This window comes from Pontibacter ummariensis, assembly GCF_900188175.1.
Taxonomy (GTDB): domain Bacteria; phylum Bacteroidota; class Bacteroidia; order Cytophagales; family Hymenobacteraceae; genus Pontibacter; species Pontibacter ummariensis.
In genome coordinates this window covers 39,560-57,951 of record NZ_FZOQ01000014.1, presented here as the reverse complement: position 1 = coordinate 57,951, position 18,392 = coordinate 39,560, and the positions used below count along the sequence as shown (strand labels likewise).

The following is an 18,392-nucleotide window of genomic DNA, read 5'->3' as shown; positions in this document are numbered from 1 at the left end:
CCCGTTTCTCCTGTCTTTATAGCACGCAGATGAAACTGGGATATCCTTTTATATGCATGCCATAAGCTGCAGCGCCTGGGATAACGGATCTCTCCTAGTTACCGCTTGCTTCATTACGCTTGCAAAAACCATGGCATTTCTGTTTTGAGTGCTGTGTTGGCAAGGCCGAATCGGAGCAAAGCTTCTGCTATGGTTATAGCTTAATGAGGCGAGCGGGAAATTGTGAAACCGGCAACAGTACTCTAAAGGAGAAGCGGTTCTTAGGTCTGGAAAGCCACGCAGCAAGGCGTAAGATGCGCTTTAGCAAAAGTATGGCTTAGGCTGCTGCCCCTGCAGATAAACAAGGTTTACTCCTTACACCGTGTACAGCGTGGCTACAATAACGATAAGGCCGCTGAGCGTGAGCAGAATACTATAGGCGAAAAACAGCAGGAAAAACTTGTATACTGTGCGCCAGCGCGTGCTTCTGTAGATGTTGCGCATGGACCTGTAGATGTACCAGAGCGATACGCCGATCCCAAGCCACCACAGCCAGGAAGAGAGGAAGGGAAGGAGCCATCCCAGTATAATCAGGAGAGAGGCAAACAGGAACAGGAAGGAGTGTACGTGTATGGAGTAGATCAGGTGCTCTACGTAGTACTTGGAAGAACGCAAGCTCACCAGTTTCAGGATAAGGGCAAACAAGGGCAAAAGGATAAACATCACCTTGGGCAGGTGCCCCACCAACTTGTTTTTAAAAAGCTCGCTCTGCAGGTCGTCGTCCATCACCTCCTGCAGCTTTGTTTCCAGGGAGTGCAGTACCACGTTGTCGTCCGACCCGAGATCTACATTAAACTTCTTTCCCTTACCATCTGCCTTTGGCTCTTTGGCGGGTTTCTCCTGAGTTGCCGCCTTGGGTTTTTCGGTTGCCGGAGCAGTATAGATTACGGCCTCTTTGTGCCGGCGACCGGCAGAGTCCAGCGCGGCCTCTGCGTTATCTAAAATGGTATAGGTGTAGTTGGCGTCTTGGTCCGACATCTTCCCGATCTGGGCTTTCTCTAGAACGGCGCCTCTCACCTCGCCAATTGTCTTTCTGGCCTCCGCCTCCTCCCTGGCCTCTGCCGCTGCGGGGTTTTCCTCGCGTATGCCCTTCTCGTTTATGTGCGTTTTGGCCGTGAAGAGAAAGAAAAACAAGATGCTGATAAAGATGTACATGCTGATCGGGTTCAGGTGCGAGGCCCGTTTGCCGGCAAAGTACTCTTTTGTCAGGTAGCCAGGCTTTGTGAAAAGCGGCACCATGCTGTTGAAGAGCTTAGACTCGAAGTGGAAGTAGTGGCCTACACTGTGCAGCGCCAGGTGCAGGAAGTCCTCATGCAGTTCCAGGTTCTCTTGCCCGCAGTTCGAACAAAACTTGCCCTGAATCATGGTGCCACAGTTCAGGCAATTGGTGTCGGAGCGGTAGTGTTTTTTCATAGTGCTATAGGGATCGTTTATGTAGTGCTTTGTAAAACAGCGGCAACTATTTTACATGGCCCAAAATAAAGAATAATTGGTATAAGCCGTAGAAATATTTCCTGCGGTAAAGGAGCGTTTCAGTACAGAAAGCGTGTGGCGTAGCGAAGCAGCAGGAAGGGGAGGAGAAGAACTTTACCTGATCGCCTGATACCCGCCTACAATCCCTTTTTTAGAAAGTACCAGCTGCCACAGCTGGTTGTTACGGGCACGGAAAGAGCCGGCGCTGGAGAGGAGGTAGTATCTCCACATCCGGTAAAAACGTTCGTCGTACGTTCCCTTTAGCTGATCCCAGTTTTGATCGAAGTTTCGGAACCAGGCCATCAGGGTCGGGTCGTAATAGGGGCCAAAGTTGTGCAGGTCCTCTATTACAAAAACATGCTCCATGGCGGCACTCAGTTGCTTCAGGGAAGGGATGAGGCAGTTCGGGAAGATATAGGTATTGGTGAAAGGGTCGGCGGAGGTTTTGGAGAAGGGATGCCCGATGGTGTGCAAGAGGAACAAACCATCGTCTTTCAGGCAACGGGCTGCCGTTTGCATGTAGGAGCGGTAGTTACGGTAGCCCACATGCTCCACCATGCCAATCGATACAATATGGTCAAAGGTCTCCTGCACGTCGCGGTAGTCCTGCAACCGGAGTTCCACAGGCAGCCCCTTGCACATTTCCTGCCCTAGCGCCAACTGCTCCCGCGATACCGTTACGCCAACCACTTCTGCGCCATAGCGTTCGGCGGCAAACTTGGCAAAGCTTCCCCAGCCACAGCCAATGTCCAGTACCCGTTGGCCCGGCTGTAGGTTAATCTTCCGGCAGATCAGGTCCAACTTGTTTTCCTGTGCCTGGTCCAGGGTATCCGCATCATTCCAGTAGCCACAGCTGTAAACCATCCGCTTATCCAGCATCAGTTGGTAAAGCTTGTTGCCAATATCATAATGCCGTTGGGCATTGCGGGTTGCCTTCCCTTTGGCCTGCATGTTAAACACCTTCGCCAATAACATCTTCAATACGGTTTTCCAGCCCAGCTTTGCCTGTTTGTACAGATCTGCCCGGAGCACCCGAAAGACAAAGGCATCGATCTGCGCACAGTCCCACCAGCCCTCCATGTAGGACTCGCCCAAGCCCAGCGTGCCCTGGCTGAGCACGCGCTTGTAAAACCGCTTGTCGTACACCTGGATGTCCCAGGGATCAGGACCGTTCACTTTAACGTCTGCCTTCGCTAAGATTCTAGCCACGCTCTGCTGCAGGTCTTCTGTTGCCATGGTTTGGGAGTAGGAGTAGTGTTACAAGAGTAGCTTTTTTACTGTATCGTAAAATTTAACGTGCAGAAGGAATAAGGGTTAGGGAATCAGGTTGTTACGCAACAGTAACAGCCCGAAGCGTACAGCCGCCTTCCCTAAACAAACAAAGGCAGCCTCTTGTAGAGACTGCCTTTGCACTTAGCTTAATGAAAACACAAGCTGTTAATACTGTTTTCCGGGATGAGAGTCCTTCTGGGCTTGTTCCACGCCTTCCTCCCCGGAAGTGTTGCCCATGGGGCCGTCGGTACCCATCATTTCCTTTTTCATTTTCATCATCTTCTCCGTTGCCATCTGGATGCCCTCTCTTACGCGGCGTCCATACTCTTCGTCAGCTTGCGTGAAGTACTCCAGCATCTTGTCCTGAATGCGCTTGTCGCAGGTCGCCAAATCATTAGACAGGTTGGAGATAAGCTCCTCACGTTCCCAATCCTCGAAGTTGCGGAAAGTCTCGCCAGCCTGCTTGAATGGGTTCGTGCGGTCGATTGCTTGTCGCACCAGGTTGGCCTCGTAGCGGGGCGTATACTCTTTGGCAGGTTTCGGAGCCTCCTTCAGTCCATCTAAAACAGAGGGCTCGTAGTTGATATGCTTGTTCTGGCCAGGGGCGAAGTCTGTTTTGAAAGACATCTTGCCACCGCGCTGGTTAGTGTATACTTTATTTTTTGGTGCATTAATTGGCAACTGCAGGTAGTTCGCCCCCACACGGTAGCGCTGTGTATCGGAATAGGAGAAGGTACGGCCCTGCAGCATCTTATCGTCTGAGAAGTCCAAACCGTCTACCAGCACCCCTGTCCCAAAAGCAGCTAGCTCTACTTCGTTAAAGTAGTCCTCAGGATTTCTGTTCAGGGTCATTTTACCCACCGGATGCCATGGGAACTGTTCTCTTGGCCAAAGCTTGGTATCGTCGAGCGGGTCGAAATCCAACTCGGGGTGCTCATCATCGCTCATGATCTGCACATTCAGTTCCCACTCCGGGTAGTCGCCGCGCTCGATGGCCTCATACAGGTCCTGGGTAGCATGGTTGAAGTTCTTGGCCTGGATTTCCATCGCCTCCTTCTTTGTCAGGTTACGAATGCCCTGCTTGATTGGCTCCCAATGGTATTTCACCAGTACCGCTTCGCCGTTCTCGTTCACCCATTTGTAGGTGTTCACGCCGGAGCCCTGCATCTGACGGTAGTTGGCCGGAATGCCCCATGGCGAGTACAGGAACGTGACCATATGTGTTGCCTCCGGAGTACCTGAGAAGAAATCAAAGATACGCTCTGCACTCTGTATGTTCGTGATCGGGTCTGGTTTCTGTGAGTGGATCAGGTCCGGGAACTTCATGGCATCCCGGATAAAGAAGATCTTCAGGTTATTGCCTACTAAGTCCCAGTTCCCGTCTTCTGTGTAGAATTTCACAGCAAAACCGCGCGGGTCACGGAGCGTTTCAGGAGAACCAGAGGGGTGACCTACCGTAGAAAAGCGCACAAACACCGGTGTTTGCTTTCCTTTTTCCTGGAACAGCTTCGCACGGGTGTACTTCGAGATAGGCTCATCACCTACTTTGCCGTAGGCCTCGAATACGCCGTGGGCACCGGCACCCCTGGCATGCACTACGCGCTCCGGTACACGCTCACGGTCAAAGTGCGAGATCTTTTCAATGAAGTGGTAGTTCTCCATCGTGGCAGGCCCGCGGTTGCCGACAGTCCGGATGTTCTGGTTGTCTCTTACCGGGTGGCCCTGTCGGGTCGTGAGGATCCTTTCCTCCTGGCCATTGTTGCCTGACTTGGACGGGCTGCCGTTAGCGCCCTGCGGGTTTTTGTTGTTTTCAATCATTAGTACTCCTACTTATGTTAAAAATGGGGACAGTCTTTACACCTTTACTCTATTAATTTCTAATAGGTTATAGGGATATTTATAACTATTATCTATCCCTTATAGAGAAATACAATGAAGCGTGAGGATAGACAACAGTTGCTGAAGTGTGGCAGGCGTGTATAGCTTTTTTCGAAATCTTTGTGGGGTGCGCTATGCCTGCCTCTACTTAATTAACGGGTTTGCTATGAATAAGTTGAAGCGATGCGGGGAAAGGTGAAAGGAGAAGCACTTGTACAATCCGGCCCCAACACTGTAGCGAAAGAATCAGGGCGAAAAGAAAGACAGAGAAGGAGGTGCTAAATTAAAGAGGAGCGTTTAAAAGTACAGCCTGAAGACGGTGCCTACGCCCTCGGCTGACTCTACTTGTATGCTGCCTTTGTGTAGCAGCATGATGTGCTTGGCCAGGCTGAGGCCAATACCGGAGCCATCTTTATGGGAGGTGAAGAAGGGAATGAAAATGCTTTCCTGCAGTTCCTCCGGTATGCCGGTTCCGTTGTCCTGTACCTCAATGAGGGTTTTGCCGTTCTCGCGGCTGGCTGTAAGGGTAACCTTTGGTTCCGGACGCCCCTGCACAGCTCGCTTCGCGTTCAGGATCAGGTTAATAAGCACCTGCTCCAGCAGGTTCACATCGCCGTTTAAGGTGAGGTTAGGCGGTGTTACGTTGCAGCTTAAGGTAATGCCCTGCTCCTCCAACTGCGGGCGCATCAGGCCATTGATGCTTTTAAACAGCTCCTGCACATATACTGTCGTCATCATCAACTCCTGCGACTTGTTCAGGTTGCGGTAGAAGTGAGCAAAGCGCAACAGCCCCTCGCTCCGCTTTTTAATGATGGAGATCCCTTCTTCGGTATCCTGCAGCAGCTCCGGGTCTGGTGTGGCCTCGGGGTCCTGTTCGCACTTTTCCCGTTCCAGGTGCAGGTGGCGGCCAAGGGTATCGGCCAGCGAGGCGATGGGCGCAACAGAGTTCATAATTTCGTGCGTCATCACGCGCAGCAGCTTTTGCCAGGCCTCGGTTTCAGTGGCATCCACGGTGGCACTCACGTTTTTGAGCGCAATAAGCAGCAGGTGGCGCCGCTGCATGGTAAAAGCCGTGGCAGAGAGCAATAGCTGTGACTGCCCCGTCTGTAGCTTTAGTTTCAGGAGTTTGCTTTCGCCGGCTTTTATGAGGGTCAGTGCTTCATACAGTACGGGGTAACGCGGGGCCAGGCTGTCGATGCTTTTCAGGTAGGGCAGGCTCAGTAGCTTTTGAAAAGCCTCGTTCACCCACTCCACTTCTTTCGTTTCTTCATCCACGGCCATAATGCCGCTGTCGATCATCTGCAGGATGGTCTGCATGTACTGGAACTGGGCCTCTTTCTCGATATGGAGCTGCTTATACGTATCGTTGATGAGGTTAAAGGCTACGTGCAGCTGCCGTAAAGAGCTGTTCGTGGTGCACTCATTGAAACGCTGTGAGAAGTCCCGCTGCTTCACGGCCTGCAGGAACTTGGCCAGTTCGTTGTTGCTGCGGGTGACGTACATGGCCAGTTCCCAGACCTGCCCTAGCATGACCAGTATGCCCGAAGTTATCTGTAGCCAGGTATACTGCGTCAGGTAGTGCAGGGTCACGTACATCATGCCCAGCAACAGCACAAACCGGACAAACAGTCCGAACTCGAGGCGCTTAAATATCATGCTTGTTCAGTCGGCGGTAAAGGGCGGTACGGGTCAGGCCCAGTTCTTTAGCGGTTCTCGAAATATTGCCTTTGTTCTTCTCCAGCACCCGGACGATGGTTTCACGCTCGATCTCGCTCAGGGGCACCGGCGTTTCCGGTATGTAGGCAGCGGCAGGGGTAACAGGCGCCATTTCCATGGGCGAGAAGCTAAAGTCCTGTGGCTGCAAAACATTGTTCTCGGCCAGAATAATAGCCCGCTCCACGGCATGCTGCAGTTCCCGCACGTTGCCCGGCCAGTTGTGCTGCTTCAGTTTCTGCAAGGTTTCGGGGGCAAAGTCGGGGGCAGCTTTGTGGTTCTTCTGGGCATAGACGGCCGCAAAATGGCGCGCCAGCAACTCCACATCACCGTGGCGCTGGCGTAGCGGAGGCAGCGTGATCTCTACGGTGTTGATGCGGTATATTAGGTCTTTGCGGAACTGGTTGTGGGCTGCCAGTTCGTAAATAGGCTCGTTGGTGGCGGAGACCAGGCGGATGTCCACGGGCACAGGCGTATTGGAGCCAAGGGGCGTTACCTGCCGGTTTTGCAGTACTGTAAGCAGCTTGGCCTGCATGGCTGGGGAGATGTTCCCGATCTCGTCCAGGAACAGGGTGCCTCCGTTGGCCGCCTCAAAACGGCCGGCCCGGTCTTCCCGGGCATCGGTAAAGGCTCCTTTCTTAGAGCCGAACAGCTCGCTTTCAAAGAGAGAGTCGGTCAGGGCTCCCATGTCCACGCTCACAAAAGGTTTGCTGGCCCTAAAGGACTTCTCGTGCAGGGCCCGGGCCACGAGCTCTTTGCCGGTGCCGTTTTCGCCTAATATGAGTACATTGGCTTCAGTGGGGGCGATCTTCTCTATTTTGTACAATACCTCCTGTATCGCGTCTGACTGGCCCAGTATGGTGGTGCTGCCCGCACTTTTAGCTGTTGCGGCTGTGTTACCTTTGGCCTTCTGCTGCCTTTTGTCCAGTGTCTGGTGCAGCGTTTCCAGCAGCTTCTCATTGTGCCAGGGCTTCACGATAAAGTCCGCGGCGCCCTCTTTGAGCGAGCGCACAGCCAGTTCCACATCGCCATAGGCGGTGATCAGGATCACCGAGGCGTCCTTGTCTTTCTCCAGCACCTGGCGCAACCAGAAAAGCCCTTCGTTACCGGTGTTCAGGGCGCTTTTGAAGTTCATATCCAGGAAAATAACGTCGAACTTCTGCCGCTCCAACAAACCAAGCAGGTTATCGGGATTCTTTTCTGTTACTACTTCTTTTACCTCGGTCTTGAGCAGCATCTTCAGGGCGAACAGCACGTCCGTCTCGTCGTCTACCACCAGCACGCGGGCATTTTTTGCAGTGGCCATAGGTACCTAAAATTCAGATTGAGAAACCGAATATAACTATTCTATCTGATAAAAATAAAACCGGAACGAAAGGGCGGCTAGAGGTAGCTGCAGCCTGTGTTTATACCTGTAGCGGAAGCGCACAGGTGTAACGCGTGCAGGTGTATCGAAAGCGTACACTTATCTTACAAGGTATGGGTGTAAGTAACTGTAAAACAAGTTGTTGAAGTTTTGGCATCTTAATTTCTTGTAGGAAAAGTGTACACGAAAGAAAAAACAGAAAAAATTTCAGCGCCACGCTTTTTCTCTATAACGCCTACAACTATGTATAAGAACTACCTCAAAATGGCCTACCGCAACCTGATGCGCCACAAGGTCTTCTCGCTGATTAATATTTCCGGCCTTGCCTTAGGCATGACCTGTAGTATCCTCATCCTGTTGTGGGTGAAGGATGAGGTGAGCATGAACCGCTTCCACGAAGACATAGACAACCTGTACCGGGTAATGGAGGTGCAAAGTTATCCGGGGGCTGATGACCTGACCACCGATGCCAATCCGGGTCCACTCGCAGAGGCACTGGAACAGGAACTGCCCGAGGTGAAGCACGCTGTTCGCAGCACTACCTGGGAGTGGAAGCAGCTGTTTGCCTACAACGACAAAGTATTAAAAGTGGGCGGGCGGTACACTGACCCGGAGTTCTTCGAGGTGTTTTCTTTCCCTTTGCTGCACGGTAATGCCGCACAGGTACTAAAGCAGCCGAACTCAGTGGTTATTTCAGAAACGGTGGCAAAGCAGTTCTTTGATTCTCCGGAGGCCGCGATGGGTAAAATGTTTAAGGTAGACAATAGCAAGAGTTATAAAGTGACCGGCGTAATGCAGGACGTTCCAAAGAATTCTACCATGCAGTTTGACTATGTTATGCCGCTGGAGGACTGGATAAGCACGCCTGGTGGAGGATGGCTGAAGGACTGGGGGAATAACGGTATACGCACCTTCCTGCAACTGCAGCCAGGCACTGACATGGCTGCCTTTAATGAGAAAATAAAGCCCATCGTGAAGCAGCACGAAAAAGAATCCAACATCGATTTATTTGTGCAGCCTGTAAGCGACATGTACCTGTATGGCGAGTTCCGCAATGGCAGCCAGGCAGGCAGCGGAAATATTGAGGATGTGCGTCTGTTTTCGGTGGTGGCTGTTTTCATCCTGATCATTGCCTGCATTAACTTCATGAACCTGGCCACAGCCCGATCAGCCAAGCGGGCCAAAGAGGTGGGGGTGCGCAAGGCCATTGGGGCAAGTAAATCAGCGCTTATCCGCCAGTTCATGACGGAGTCGGTGTTGGTGGCTTTTCTGGCGCTGTTTGTCTCTGTTAACCTTGCAGGCATTCTGCTACCACACTTCAACGACCTGACAGGTAAATTTATATCGATAGACCTGACAGATCCGCTGATGCTTTTACTGCTCTTCGGAGTGGCCTTGCTGACAGGAATTATTTCTGGTAGCTACCCTGCGTTCTTCTTGTCGTCTTTTGATCCGGCGGTGGTGCTGAAGGGAACAACGAAGCTCAGCAAGCGTGTCTCTGTGTTCCGCAAAGGGCTGGTGGTGTTCCAGTTCATGCTCTCTGGCTTGCTTATCGTCAGTACCTTAGTGGTGTACCTGCAGCTACACTACATCCGCACGAAGAACATTGGTATGGATCGTGAAAACCTGATGTACCTACCACTGGAAGGGGAACTGCAAAGAAAGTATGAAGTTGTAAAGCGGGAGCTGGAGGGTATACCCGGCATTATGTCGGTGTCCTCATCAAACCAGAACCCGATGATGGTAGGTAACTCAACAGGCAGTGTGGAGTGGAAAGGCAAAGACCCAAATGCAAACATTCTCTTCAGCATGATGACGGTTGATTATGATTTCCTGGAAACTATGGGGATAACGCTGAAGGAAGGGCGCGACTTTTCTAAGTCTTTCGGTACAGACACCGCCGCTTTCATTGTGAACCATGAGGCCGCCCGCCTGATGCAGCTGCAGGAGCCGGTTGGGGAATCACTGACTTTGTGGGGGGAGAGGAAAGGACACATCATCGGTGTGGTGAATAACTTCCACTCAAGCTCCATGCATGTAGCCACACAGCCACTCATCCTGGTGCTGCTGCCGGAAGAGGATAATACCTTGCTAGCCCGCATAGCCCCGGGTAAAACGACAGAAGCGGTGGCGGCAGTAGAGCAGATTATAAAAAGGCACAATCCGGCTTTTCCGTTTGAGTACCATTTCCTGGACGAGGACTTTGAGATGATGTATAAGAGTGAGGCGATCATGGGCCAGCTAACGAAATATTTTGCTGGTATTGCCATCTTTATTTCCTGCCTGGGCCTGTTTGGCCTGGCCCTGTTCACCGCTGAGCAACGAACCAAGGAGATTGGGATCCGCAAAGTGCTCGGAGCATCCATCACAAGTATTGTGTACATGCTATCCAAAGATTTTCTGAAGCTGGTGCTCATCGCCAACCTGATTGCGCTGCCACTGGGCTGGTACTTTATGAGGAGTTGGCTGAACGACTATGCTGAGCGAACAGAGATGAGCTGGTGGATTTTTGCCGTCGCATTTGTCTCCACTGTTCTCATCGCCATGCTCACACTCAGCTTCCACGCTGTGAAAACGGCGGTCACCAATCCGGTTACATCGCTCAGAACAGAATAGCCAGGCCTACGATAATCAGTGCTAAGCAAGCATGAATAGAGGGTTATAGACGGATATGTTTTAAAGCTTATCCTTTGAGCTGCAAGTGAGCCTTGCCAGCTTCTGAAGCCACTCGTTTTTGCTTATAAAACTTAAACATACTCTAATCTAAAATTAACAGCGGCAGCCTTGCAAGCAAACGAGCTTGCAAGGCTGCCGCTGTTATACAGACTTGGGTGCCTAAATGAACAATTCTTAAGTTTTTACAGGCTAGCAAGGGAGTGTTACAAAAGCGCACAGGTGTATCATGTACAAGTGTATCAGAAGCGTACATGTATAAAGATGTACTTTGATTAAGTAATTGATTGTTAGTGTGTTGCGTTTTTGGCATTTAAATTACATATAGTTTTTTAGCAAGGGTGCAGGCATGAAGCAAATGCTGCACTTGCTAAGAAAGAAGCCGAACCACAAGCTGTTACTACAAAATAAAACTGTTATCCATTACTCATCTAATAAAAATAAAACTATGAAAAAGTCATTCAAAATCTTGTTCGCGCTGCTGTTACTGGCCATGCCAGGCTTCGCTCAGGAAACATATAAAGGCTTACCTGTTATAAAAGCCACCGCTAATGTGGCAGACTATAAAATAGGAGGGGAGTTGGTAAAAGGCACCTGGCAGATTATGCCCGAGCTGGCACCGGATGTGCTACAGGTACCCGTACACGCGCAGCAGGAAAAGGTAGTGTTCTACACGAACCTCGATTCTATCGTGTTTCATGTTCAACCGGGCGAAAAGCACCAGTTTTATGTGATGCTTAACGGAAAAGACTATGCTTTAACAGAGCTGCAGGGCTTTGGATTTGATGGCCTTAAGTTTAACGAGTTGCAGGTGAATCCCTCTTACAGTTTTACCTATGAGCAGAATGTAAACAACATTTTCCTGAACACGCTCCGGGGCAAGTATCAGTTAGATGAAGTAGTGAAAGGAGCCTCCAATGACACCGAAAGGGCACTGCGCATGGTAAACTGGGTGCATAACCAGTGGAAGCACAACGGGGCTAACGAACCTTCCAGACCAGACGCGCTTACAATCCTGGAGGAAGTGAAAGATGGAAAGCAGTTCCGTTGTGTGGAGTACGGCATAGTAGCCACCTCCTGCCTGAACTCGATCGGCTTGCCTGCCCGCGTAATGGGTTTAAAAACAAAGGATGTGGAAACCACTGAGTACGGCGCAGGACATGTGCTGCTGGAAGTGTTCCTGCCCGACTTACAGAAATGGGTGATGCTGGACGGGCAGTTCGACGCCATGCCTGTGCTGCATAATATTCCGCTGAACGCTGTGGAGTTCCAGCAGGCCATCGCCAGTAACTACGACGAGCTGGAGATCAGAAGCCTCTCTGGTACCAGCAAAGCACAATATGTGAACTGGGTATACCCTTACCTATACTACTTCGACGTGCGCTTCGACAACCGGGAAGGCATGAACATCGCAAGAGAAACCATCAAAGGAAAATCCTCGCTGATGCTTGTTCCGGCAGGTGCCAAAAAGCCAAAAGTGTTCCAGGTAAAGTACCCGATGAAAGACTACCTGTACACGACTTCTCCCGCTGATTTATACCGGTCCCCAGAGATCAACACGCTTCAGTACGCAGAGCCGATGCAGTTAAGCGTAACGGGTTTCTAACCTGCCTTGGGCAGTTGGTAGGGCTGGCTATGATCCAATTTATTAGGAGGGAGAATTGCCCTAGCCAGCCCTTCCGCTCAACTAATAAAACGTGCTTATTCTCAAATAGTAAAAACATTCACAATACAGAAAAATGAAGAAATACCTATTTGCTCTGCTTTTGCTGGTAACTTTCTCAGTCAAAGCGCAAGTGCCTAATACCTTGAGTCCGGCCGATAAGGTGTATGGTTTGTCTAAGTTCTGGCAGGAGGTGAACTACAACTTCGTGTACCTGGACAAGGTGGACCGGGTGAAGTGGGAAAACGACTACCGGGAAGCCATCATAAAAGTACAGAACACGAAAAATGATTACGAGTACTACCGGGAGCTACAGAAACTCTGCGCTACGTTAAAGGATGGCCACACGAATATTTACATGCCTAAAAGCGTGGACAGTCTGGTGTATAACGACATGTTCGGGAAGTACAGGATCTACCTGAGCAACATCGATAACAAAGCTATCATTACCCGCACCAACCTAAGTATAAAAGACGAAGTGCCGGTGGGCAGCGAGATTGTGGAGGTGAACGGCTTGCCGACAGCGGAGTACCTACAGCAAAACGTGCTGCCCTACCTTGCTTCCTCCACGGATTATGTGCTGATGGACCTGGCAGTTAAAGACATGCTGAAGGGGCCGAAAGGAGAGCAGTATACGATCAAGTATAAAACACCGAAAGGCAAGGTGAGGTCGCTGACGCTGACACATGCCAAAACTACGGAGCAGGAAGTATACCCTGCACTTGAAAAACGAGAACTGTTGGAGCTAAAGTGGTACCCGAACCAGACAGCCTACCTGGCCCTGAACGGTTTCCATGACCCGAAGATAAACGAGCTATTTCTGGAGAAACTGCCGGAACTGCGCAAAGCCAAAGCGCTTATTATCGACCTGCGCTACAATGGCGGCGGCTCTACCACCATAGGCCGTGAAATCCTAAGTTATCTGTCTCCGGACACGCTGCTATATGGCTCCAAAAACTCTACTCGTCAGCATTTAGCAAGTTATAAAGCTTGGGGTGTGTTTACACAACCAAAAGACACTGTAGGTGACGAATGGGCGACAAAATCGTTGATGGCTTACCAGGATAAACTGATGCATGAATTTGACTACAGCCCAGCCCAAAACAAGGTGGAGGCAAGTGAGAAGCTGATGATCGTGCCTACGGCCATACTGATCGGGCATCGTACCGCCTCTGCCGCCGAGGACTTCCTGATCTACGCCGATAACCAGCGGCACATGATCAAGATCGGGGAGAACTCCTTTGGCAGCACCGGCCAGCCCTTTATGTTTGAGATGCCCGGCGGCGGTGTTGCCCGCATCTGCACCAAAAAAGACACCTACCCCGACGGCCGCGAGTTTGTGGGCTACGGCGTGAAACCGGACATCGAGGTGAAGATGACGCTGCAGGACTACATCGGGAAAAAAGACCCGGTGCTGGAGCGCGCGCTGATGCAACTGAAAGGGCAAAAACGGCATCTAACCAGTAAAAGCAACTTTTAGCAAAACTATGAAGAAGAGTGTACCCTATGTAACAGCTGCGGCGCTGGCCCTTGGCTTTACGACCTGCCTTGCGCAAAAGACGCAGGAACTGCCAAGTATAAACTCGAATGTGGAGACGATTACCTATGTGCTCAACAGTACGGACAGGCATGCCGGCTGGAGGATCTCCCCAGAGCAAAAGCCCGACCGGCTGTCTGTGGAGTGCAAGCAGAAAGTGACCAAGGTAGCCTTTGTGACGGATGTAGACTCTATCGAGTTCCTTGTTAAAGAAGGGGATACCGTACGGTTCTACGTGCAGCAGGCCGGGCGCGAGAAAGCGCTGACCGAGATCGTGGGCGTGCCGAAGAACGTGAACTTCAGCAAGAAGTACATCCGCGAGAATGAGGGTAAGTTTGCGGTAGAGGTGCCGGAGGTGCATGAGCTGGCGAATATATTGGTGGCCATCTCCAACATCGGGCAGCAGGACTCGAACATGGTGGACATGACCACGCCTTACCACAAAGAGGTGATGGCGCATTTTTCGCCATACAAGAACCACCCTATCATGGATGTGGTGAACAAGCACATCACCAAAGTGTTCGACAAGGATAGCTACTGGTACTACTATGCCATGAAGATGAACGCCTGCGCCTACGTGTTCGACAAGAACGGCAGCATCAAGAACGCGGGCATCATCCGGAAAATGGGCTTTGATAACCAAGGTGACCCCATCTTGGCCAACCTCGCGCTCCTAGAGGACTTTGCCCGAAAATCAAACTTCCGGGAGTTCTACAAACAGCACCAGCCATACTATAACGACCTGGTTAAGACGTACCATGCTTTAAACCCGATTGACCAGCAGCAGGCATGGCTGGAGGATAAGTTCAAGTTCAAGTATGGCAATTACCTGGTGACGTTCTCGCCGCTGGTAGGTGGTGCCCACTCCACCATGAGTTTTGAAGACAACGGCTTTGAGCAGACCGTGATGTTCGTGCGCCGGGCAGACCTCAAACCTGAGTATAACGAGAAGGTAAATGAGATGCGGAACTCGCGCGTGGTGTTCACCGAGATCGACCACAACTTCGTGAACCCGACATCCGACAAGTATGCTGCGCAGATAAACGAGGTTTTCGGGGACAGAGCCAAGTGGGTGGTAGAGGGCAACGGCACCAGCGCCTACAGTTCACCTTACAACGTGTTCAACGAGTACATGACCTGGAGCGTCTACTCGCTTTACTGCCTGGACAAGTTCTCCGCCGAGGATAACGCCACTTTCATTCCGCTCATGGTAAACCAGATGGAGAAAAAGAGGGGCTTCGTGCGGTTCGGAGATTTTAACCAAAAGCTGCTCTCGCTCTACAAAGCGAATCCGAAGATAAGCATAGATGAACTGTACACTTCCATGCTGGACTGGAGTAAAGTGCTGCAATAGGCTTTCAATTAGAACCAATTACATTATTAAAAATGAAAAGGACCTTTGTTGCTCTTGGGGTGGCTTTTGTAGCAACGGTAGCTGCGTGTGTAGCACCTGGCAAAGTAAGCGAGCCGACAACTGACACGCCTGCCTGGATTCCCTTTACTTGGATAAAGGGCGAAGTGAGCGGTAAGCAGTTTGATAAGATGGCAATGAACGTGCCGCTCCGGCTTGAGAGCATTCCGCACGCCTTCGAGGCCCAGTTCGACATGGGGGCAACAGGCACGGTTATTCTGTATGAGAAGAACCTGGCAAACTACTTTAAGCGCTACCCGGCTCTGCTGCAGCAACTGGATACGACGGCGGTCGTTTATTTGAACAACACCAAGAACCCCGTGCTGAAAGACATCAGCTTTAAGCTGGGCAATGTGGCGTTTGAGAACAGGCATGCGGTTCTTTTCAAGAACTACGGCGAGGAGATACCCCTGGACTCTGTCCGAAGCCCTACGGCAAAACACGTGGGCACGGTAGGCGCCGGCATTGCCAAAGGGAAGTATCTGATCATCGATTACCCGAACCAGCGCTTTGCGGTGCAGGATTCTATCTCGCCACAACTGGCAGCCAAAACAGCCTTTGTGCCGGCTAAAGTAGGAGCAGATAACCGCATTAAAGTGCCCCTAACCATAAACGGGGAGGTGCATGACGTGATGTTTGACACTGGGGCCAGTCTGTTCCCCTTGTCTGTGGGTACCAAGGACTGGTATGCCTATGCCGACACGGCCCAAAAAGACTCCATGGAGATTACCTCGTGGGGGCAGAAGGTTTATATGTATGGAGCACCAGCCAAGGTGGATGTGTACCTGGGCAAAGCCAAGCTGCCTCCTACCAAAGTTTACTCGCTCCTCAACAACACCAACTTCGATAACTTTTATAAGCAGGAAGGCATTGTGGGGCTAATAGGGAATGCCTATTTCCTAGATAACGTAGTGGTGGTCGACTTCAAAAACAAGCGCTTTGGCGTCGTGCAGGAGTAGTGAATGCAAAGGAGAGTTTCTGGCCGATGGTGAAACCTAAAAGAGCATCTGGCTGTTTACTACACAAGAGAAACAGATAGGAATATGACATAAATTGTTTACATTTGTGGCATACTTCTTGAAGTATAAACAGTAAGAATTCGTTCTTTAACTTAATGGGGATGACCGGAATTGACAGCTTGTGCAGATTGCGTGTAAGCATGTCGGGTGATGAACGTACCACCTGTTAAAAATCCGTTCAAACAATAATCGGCGAATCTAATTACGCCATGGCTGCCTAATCTAGGTATTAGGTAAATAGCCATAGTCTCGTGCAGGTTCCGTGGAACTGCTTGCATATATGAGGCTTCGATCCGTTTCACTAGTCTGTGTAGCGATGCGATGCACAGGCGAAACTAAAGCATCTAAGGAGTGCGCATAGGCTTGACCTAGGCCCGCAAGCTCCCGACAATTCAACTAGCGTCTAAACATGTAGAAAGCACGACGGTTTCCTTGTCTGGACCAGGGTTCGACTCCCTGCATCTCCACATTCACTCCAGCGCCACCCGGTACGAAACCGGGTGGCGCTTTGTTTTTCAGCCCTTTTCGCTATTTTTGCTTTGTTAGAACGGGTACGGTAACAGGCCGTAACAGGTGTTTTTACGTCACAACTTACGTTACCATTTTCGGCACTACCGCAAAACCCTTACGTCACAAGCACGTCACAAGTCACAATAGCTATGATCTACGTCACCTTCTACCTCCACCGCGCCAAGTCCCCGATATCCCCCATCTACGTCAGGGTACACCCCGGCGACTTCCGCGCTTCCACGCACCTTTCCGTTGAGCCCAAGTACTGGGCGCTGAGGGGAAAGAAAGTACCGCGCGGCACGGTGGTAAACAAATGGCTCACGTCTTCGCACCCCTACGCGCTGGAGTGGAACCAGCACCTGCGGGAGCTCAACGACAAAGTGCACAGCGCCTACTATGAGGCGCAGCGCGAAGGCCGCCCGCTGGAGGAGGTGGACCTGGCAGGCATCATCGACCCGGGCGCCCGCAAGGCCAGGAAGAAGGAAGGGCCGCGCACTGTTCGGGAGTACCTGGAGCGCTGGGCAGAAAAGTACGTGGAGAAGAAGCTGCGCGGCATCAAGGATCCGGAGGAACGCGCCACACGCAAAGGCAAAGTAGAGGACTACACCCGCAGCTATAAGCAGGTGGTGGATAAGCTGGAGGAGTATATGCCCGGCATCCGGCCTGAGCAAATCAACGAGGAAACGGTGGAGGCCTTTGAGGAGTGGGTGCTGAACCACGAAGAGTATAATGTGCAGTACTCCACGGTGCAGCGCTACCGCAAGATTCTGCGCACGGCCATGAAGGAGGCGGGGCTACCGTATGAGTGGCTGCAGGTAGGAGCCGGCGAGGTGTCCACGAAGTACGACCTGACCTGGGAGGAGGTGCTGCAGCTGCGCGACGCTTCCTACTCCAAAGAGTCGCTTCGAAGGGCTGCCCATACCTTTGTTATCCAGTGCCAGCTGGCGCTCCGCTTCGGGGACGTGTCTTCCCTGAAGCCGGTCCACTTCGAGCAGATCAAACTGGAGAAGTACGGGGAGGTAACCGTGGTGAACCGCACGCAAGGCAAGACGGGAGATTTGGTGTATGTGCCGATCCCTTCCGTTGCCGCTCAGCTGATGGAGGAGCACGGCGGCATACCGGTGCTGCGTACCCGCTCGGGCAAGATCAGCCTGCAGAAATACAACGAGTACCTGAAGGATGCCGCCAAAGAGGCGAAGCTTACCAGGTTGGTTAGGCAAACCAAAAGCTATGCAAACGGGCGAATTGAGGAGTCGCAGGTGCCGCTCTCTGCGGTGATCAGTTCACACGATGCCCGGCACACCGGGGCAAGCCGGGTGCTGGCCGTAAGCAAGGACCCGGCGCTGGTGAAGAAGCTGCTGGGGCATAAGGGGCGCGACGTGACGGAAAGGTACTCGCACTATAACCCGATGGACGTAGCGGAGCGCCTGCTGGACGCCTGGCAGGTAATAGAAGCAAGCAAGAGTAAAGCGTAATGGAGTTTGTTGATCTGGAGACAGGGTTTGGACTGCTGGGCTTTGCCGACTATGCGGAGTTTAAGCGGGTGCGGCAGCTCTGCCAGGAGAAGCGCCGGCACGTGGCCTATGCCGGGGAGTGGGGCAAGCTACGGGAGATTCAGGCCAGGCACTGGGTAAAGCCCTCGCACTCGGGCTACATCGATTATCATTACCCCTGGCAGGACTTCTTTATGACAGCGAGAAACACCCCAGTTAGGCCGGGGCTTCGCTCAGGCCTGGAAAGCCTGGCTACCGCTGTGAAGGTGCTGGGGGAGAAGTGCGGCTATGAGGTGAAGTATGTGCTGGTGGTGCGAAAATGAAAAAGGGAAGCAGAAGCCTCCC

At 51.7% G+C, this 18,392-nt stretch carries 12 protein-coding genes and 1 other RNA gene; 8 read left to right on the top strand and 5 right to left on the bottom strand.

Features of this window, described 5'->3' with window-relative positions:
• Positions 1 to 354: 354 nt before the first annotated feature.
• From CHB92_RS15330 to CHB92_RS15310, 5 genes are all read right to left on the bottom strand, one after another.
• Entirely contained in the window at positions 355 to 1,452 is a 1,098-nt protein-coding gene (locus tag CHB92_RS15330) for a DUF3667 domain-containing protein (protein ID WP_089320110.1), read from the bottom strand.
• A 174-nt stretch (positions 1,453 to 1,626) separates the two neighbouring features.
• On the bottom strand, positions 1,627 to 2,748 hold the full coding sequence (gene cfa, locus CHB92_RS15325; protein ID WP_089320109.1) for a cyclopropane fatty acyl phospholipid synthase: 1,122 nt from the start codon (positions 2,746 to 2,748) through the stop codon (positions 1,627 to 1,629).
• 201 nt (positions 2,749 to 2,949) lie between these two features.
• Positions 2,950 to 4,602: a catalase gene (locus CHB92_RS15320; protein WP_089320108.1), complete on the bottom strand. Its 1,653-nt coding sequence runs from the start codon at positions 4,600 to 4,602 to the stop codon at positions 2,950 to 2,952.
• Between the two features lie 357 nt (positions 4,603 to 4,959).
• Positions 4,960 to 6,318, bottom strand: coding sequence for a sensor histidine kinase (locus CHB92_RS15315; RefSeq protein ID WP_089320107.1), 1,359 nt, complete (start codon positions 6,316 to 6,318; stop codon positions 4,960 to 4,962).
• Complete coding sequence (locus CHB92_RS15310; protein WP_089320106.1) at positions 6,308 to 7,681, bottom strand: sigma-54-dependent transcriptional regulator; 1,374 nt, start codon at positions 7,679 to 7,681, stop codon at positions 6,308 to 6,310. Before CHB92_RS15310 ends, CHB92_RS15315 begins: the two co-directional genes overlap by 11 nt.
• Positions 7,682 to 7,984: 303 nt before the next feature.
• Here CHB92_RS15310 and CHB92_RS15305 point away from each other — a divergent pair, with 303 nt between their 5' ends.
• The 8 genes from CHB92_RS15305 to CHB92_RS15270 all read left to right on the top strand — a co-directional run bounded on the left by CHB92_RS15305 (position 7,985) and on the right by CHB92_RS15270 (position 18,370).
• On the top strand, positions 7,985 to 10,357 hold the full coding sequence (locus tag CHB92_RS15305; protein WP_089320105.1) for an ABC transporter permease: 2,373 nt from the start codon (positions 7,985 to 7,987) through the stop codon (positions 10,355 to 10,357).
• A 505-nt stretch (positions 10,358 to 10,862) separates the two neighbouring features.
• Positions 10,863 to 12,020 carry a transglutaminase-like domain-containing protein gene (locus tag CHB92_RS15300; protein WP_089320197.1) on the top strand — a complete coding sequence of 386 codons (1,158 nt, stop codon included), beginning with the start codon at positions 10,863 to 10,865 and terminating at the stop codon, positions 12,018 to 12,020.
• A 133-nt stretch (positions 12,021 to 12,153) separates the two neighbouring features.
• Positions 12,154 to 13,557 (top strand): S41 family peptidase, encoded by a 1,404-nt coding sequence (locus tag CHB92_RS15295; RefSeq protein WP_089320104.1) that lies wholly within the window; start codon positions 12,154 to 12,156, stop codon positions 13,555 to 13,557.
• 7 nt (positions 13,558 to 13,564) lie between these two features.
• Complete coding sequence (locus CHB92_RS15290) at positions 13,565 to 14,968, top strand: DUF4932 domain-containing protein (protein WP_089320103.1); 1,404 nt, start codon at positions 13,565 to 13,567, stop codon at positions 14,966 to 14,968.
• 32 nt (positions 14,969 to 15,000) lie between these two features.
• Positions 15,001 to 15,984 carry a hypothetical protein gene (locus tag CHB92_RS15285; protein ID WP_089320102.1) on the top strand — a complete coding sequence of 328 codons (984 nt, stop codon included), beginning with the start codon at positions 15,001 to 15,003 and terminating at the stop codon, positions 15,982 to 15,984.
• Positions 15,985 to 16,141: 157 nt separating this feature from the next.
• Positions 16,142 to 16,514, top strand: a transfer-messenger RNA (tmRNA) gene (gene ssrA / locus CHB92_RS15280).
• Between the two features lie 189 nt (positions 16,515 to 16,703).
• Positions 16,704 to 18,029, top strand: coding sequence for a tyrosine-type recombinase/integrase (locus CHB92_RS15275; RefSeq protein WP_089320101.1), 1,326 nt, complete (start codon positions 16,704 to 16,706; stop codon positions 18,027 to 18,029).
• Complete coding sequence (locus tag CHB92_RS15270; RefSeq protein WP_089320100.1) at positions 18,029 to 18,370, top strand: hypothetical protein; 342 nt, start codon at positions 18,029 to 18,031, stop codon at positions 18,368 to 18,370. Before CHB92_RS15275 ends, CHB92_RS15270 begins: the two co-directional genes overlap by 1 nt.
• Positions 18,371 to 18,392 lie beyond the last annotated feature (22 nt).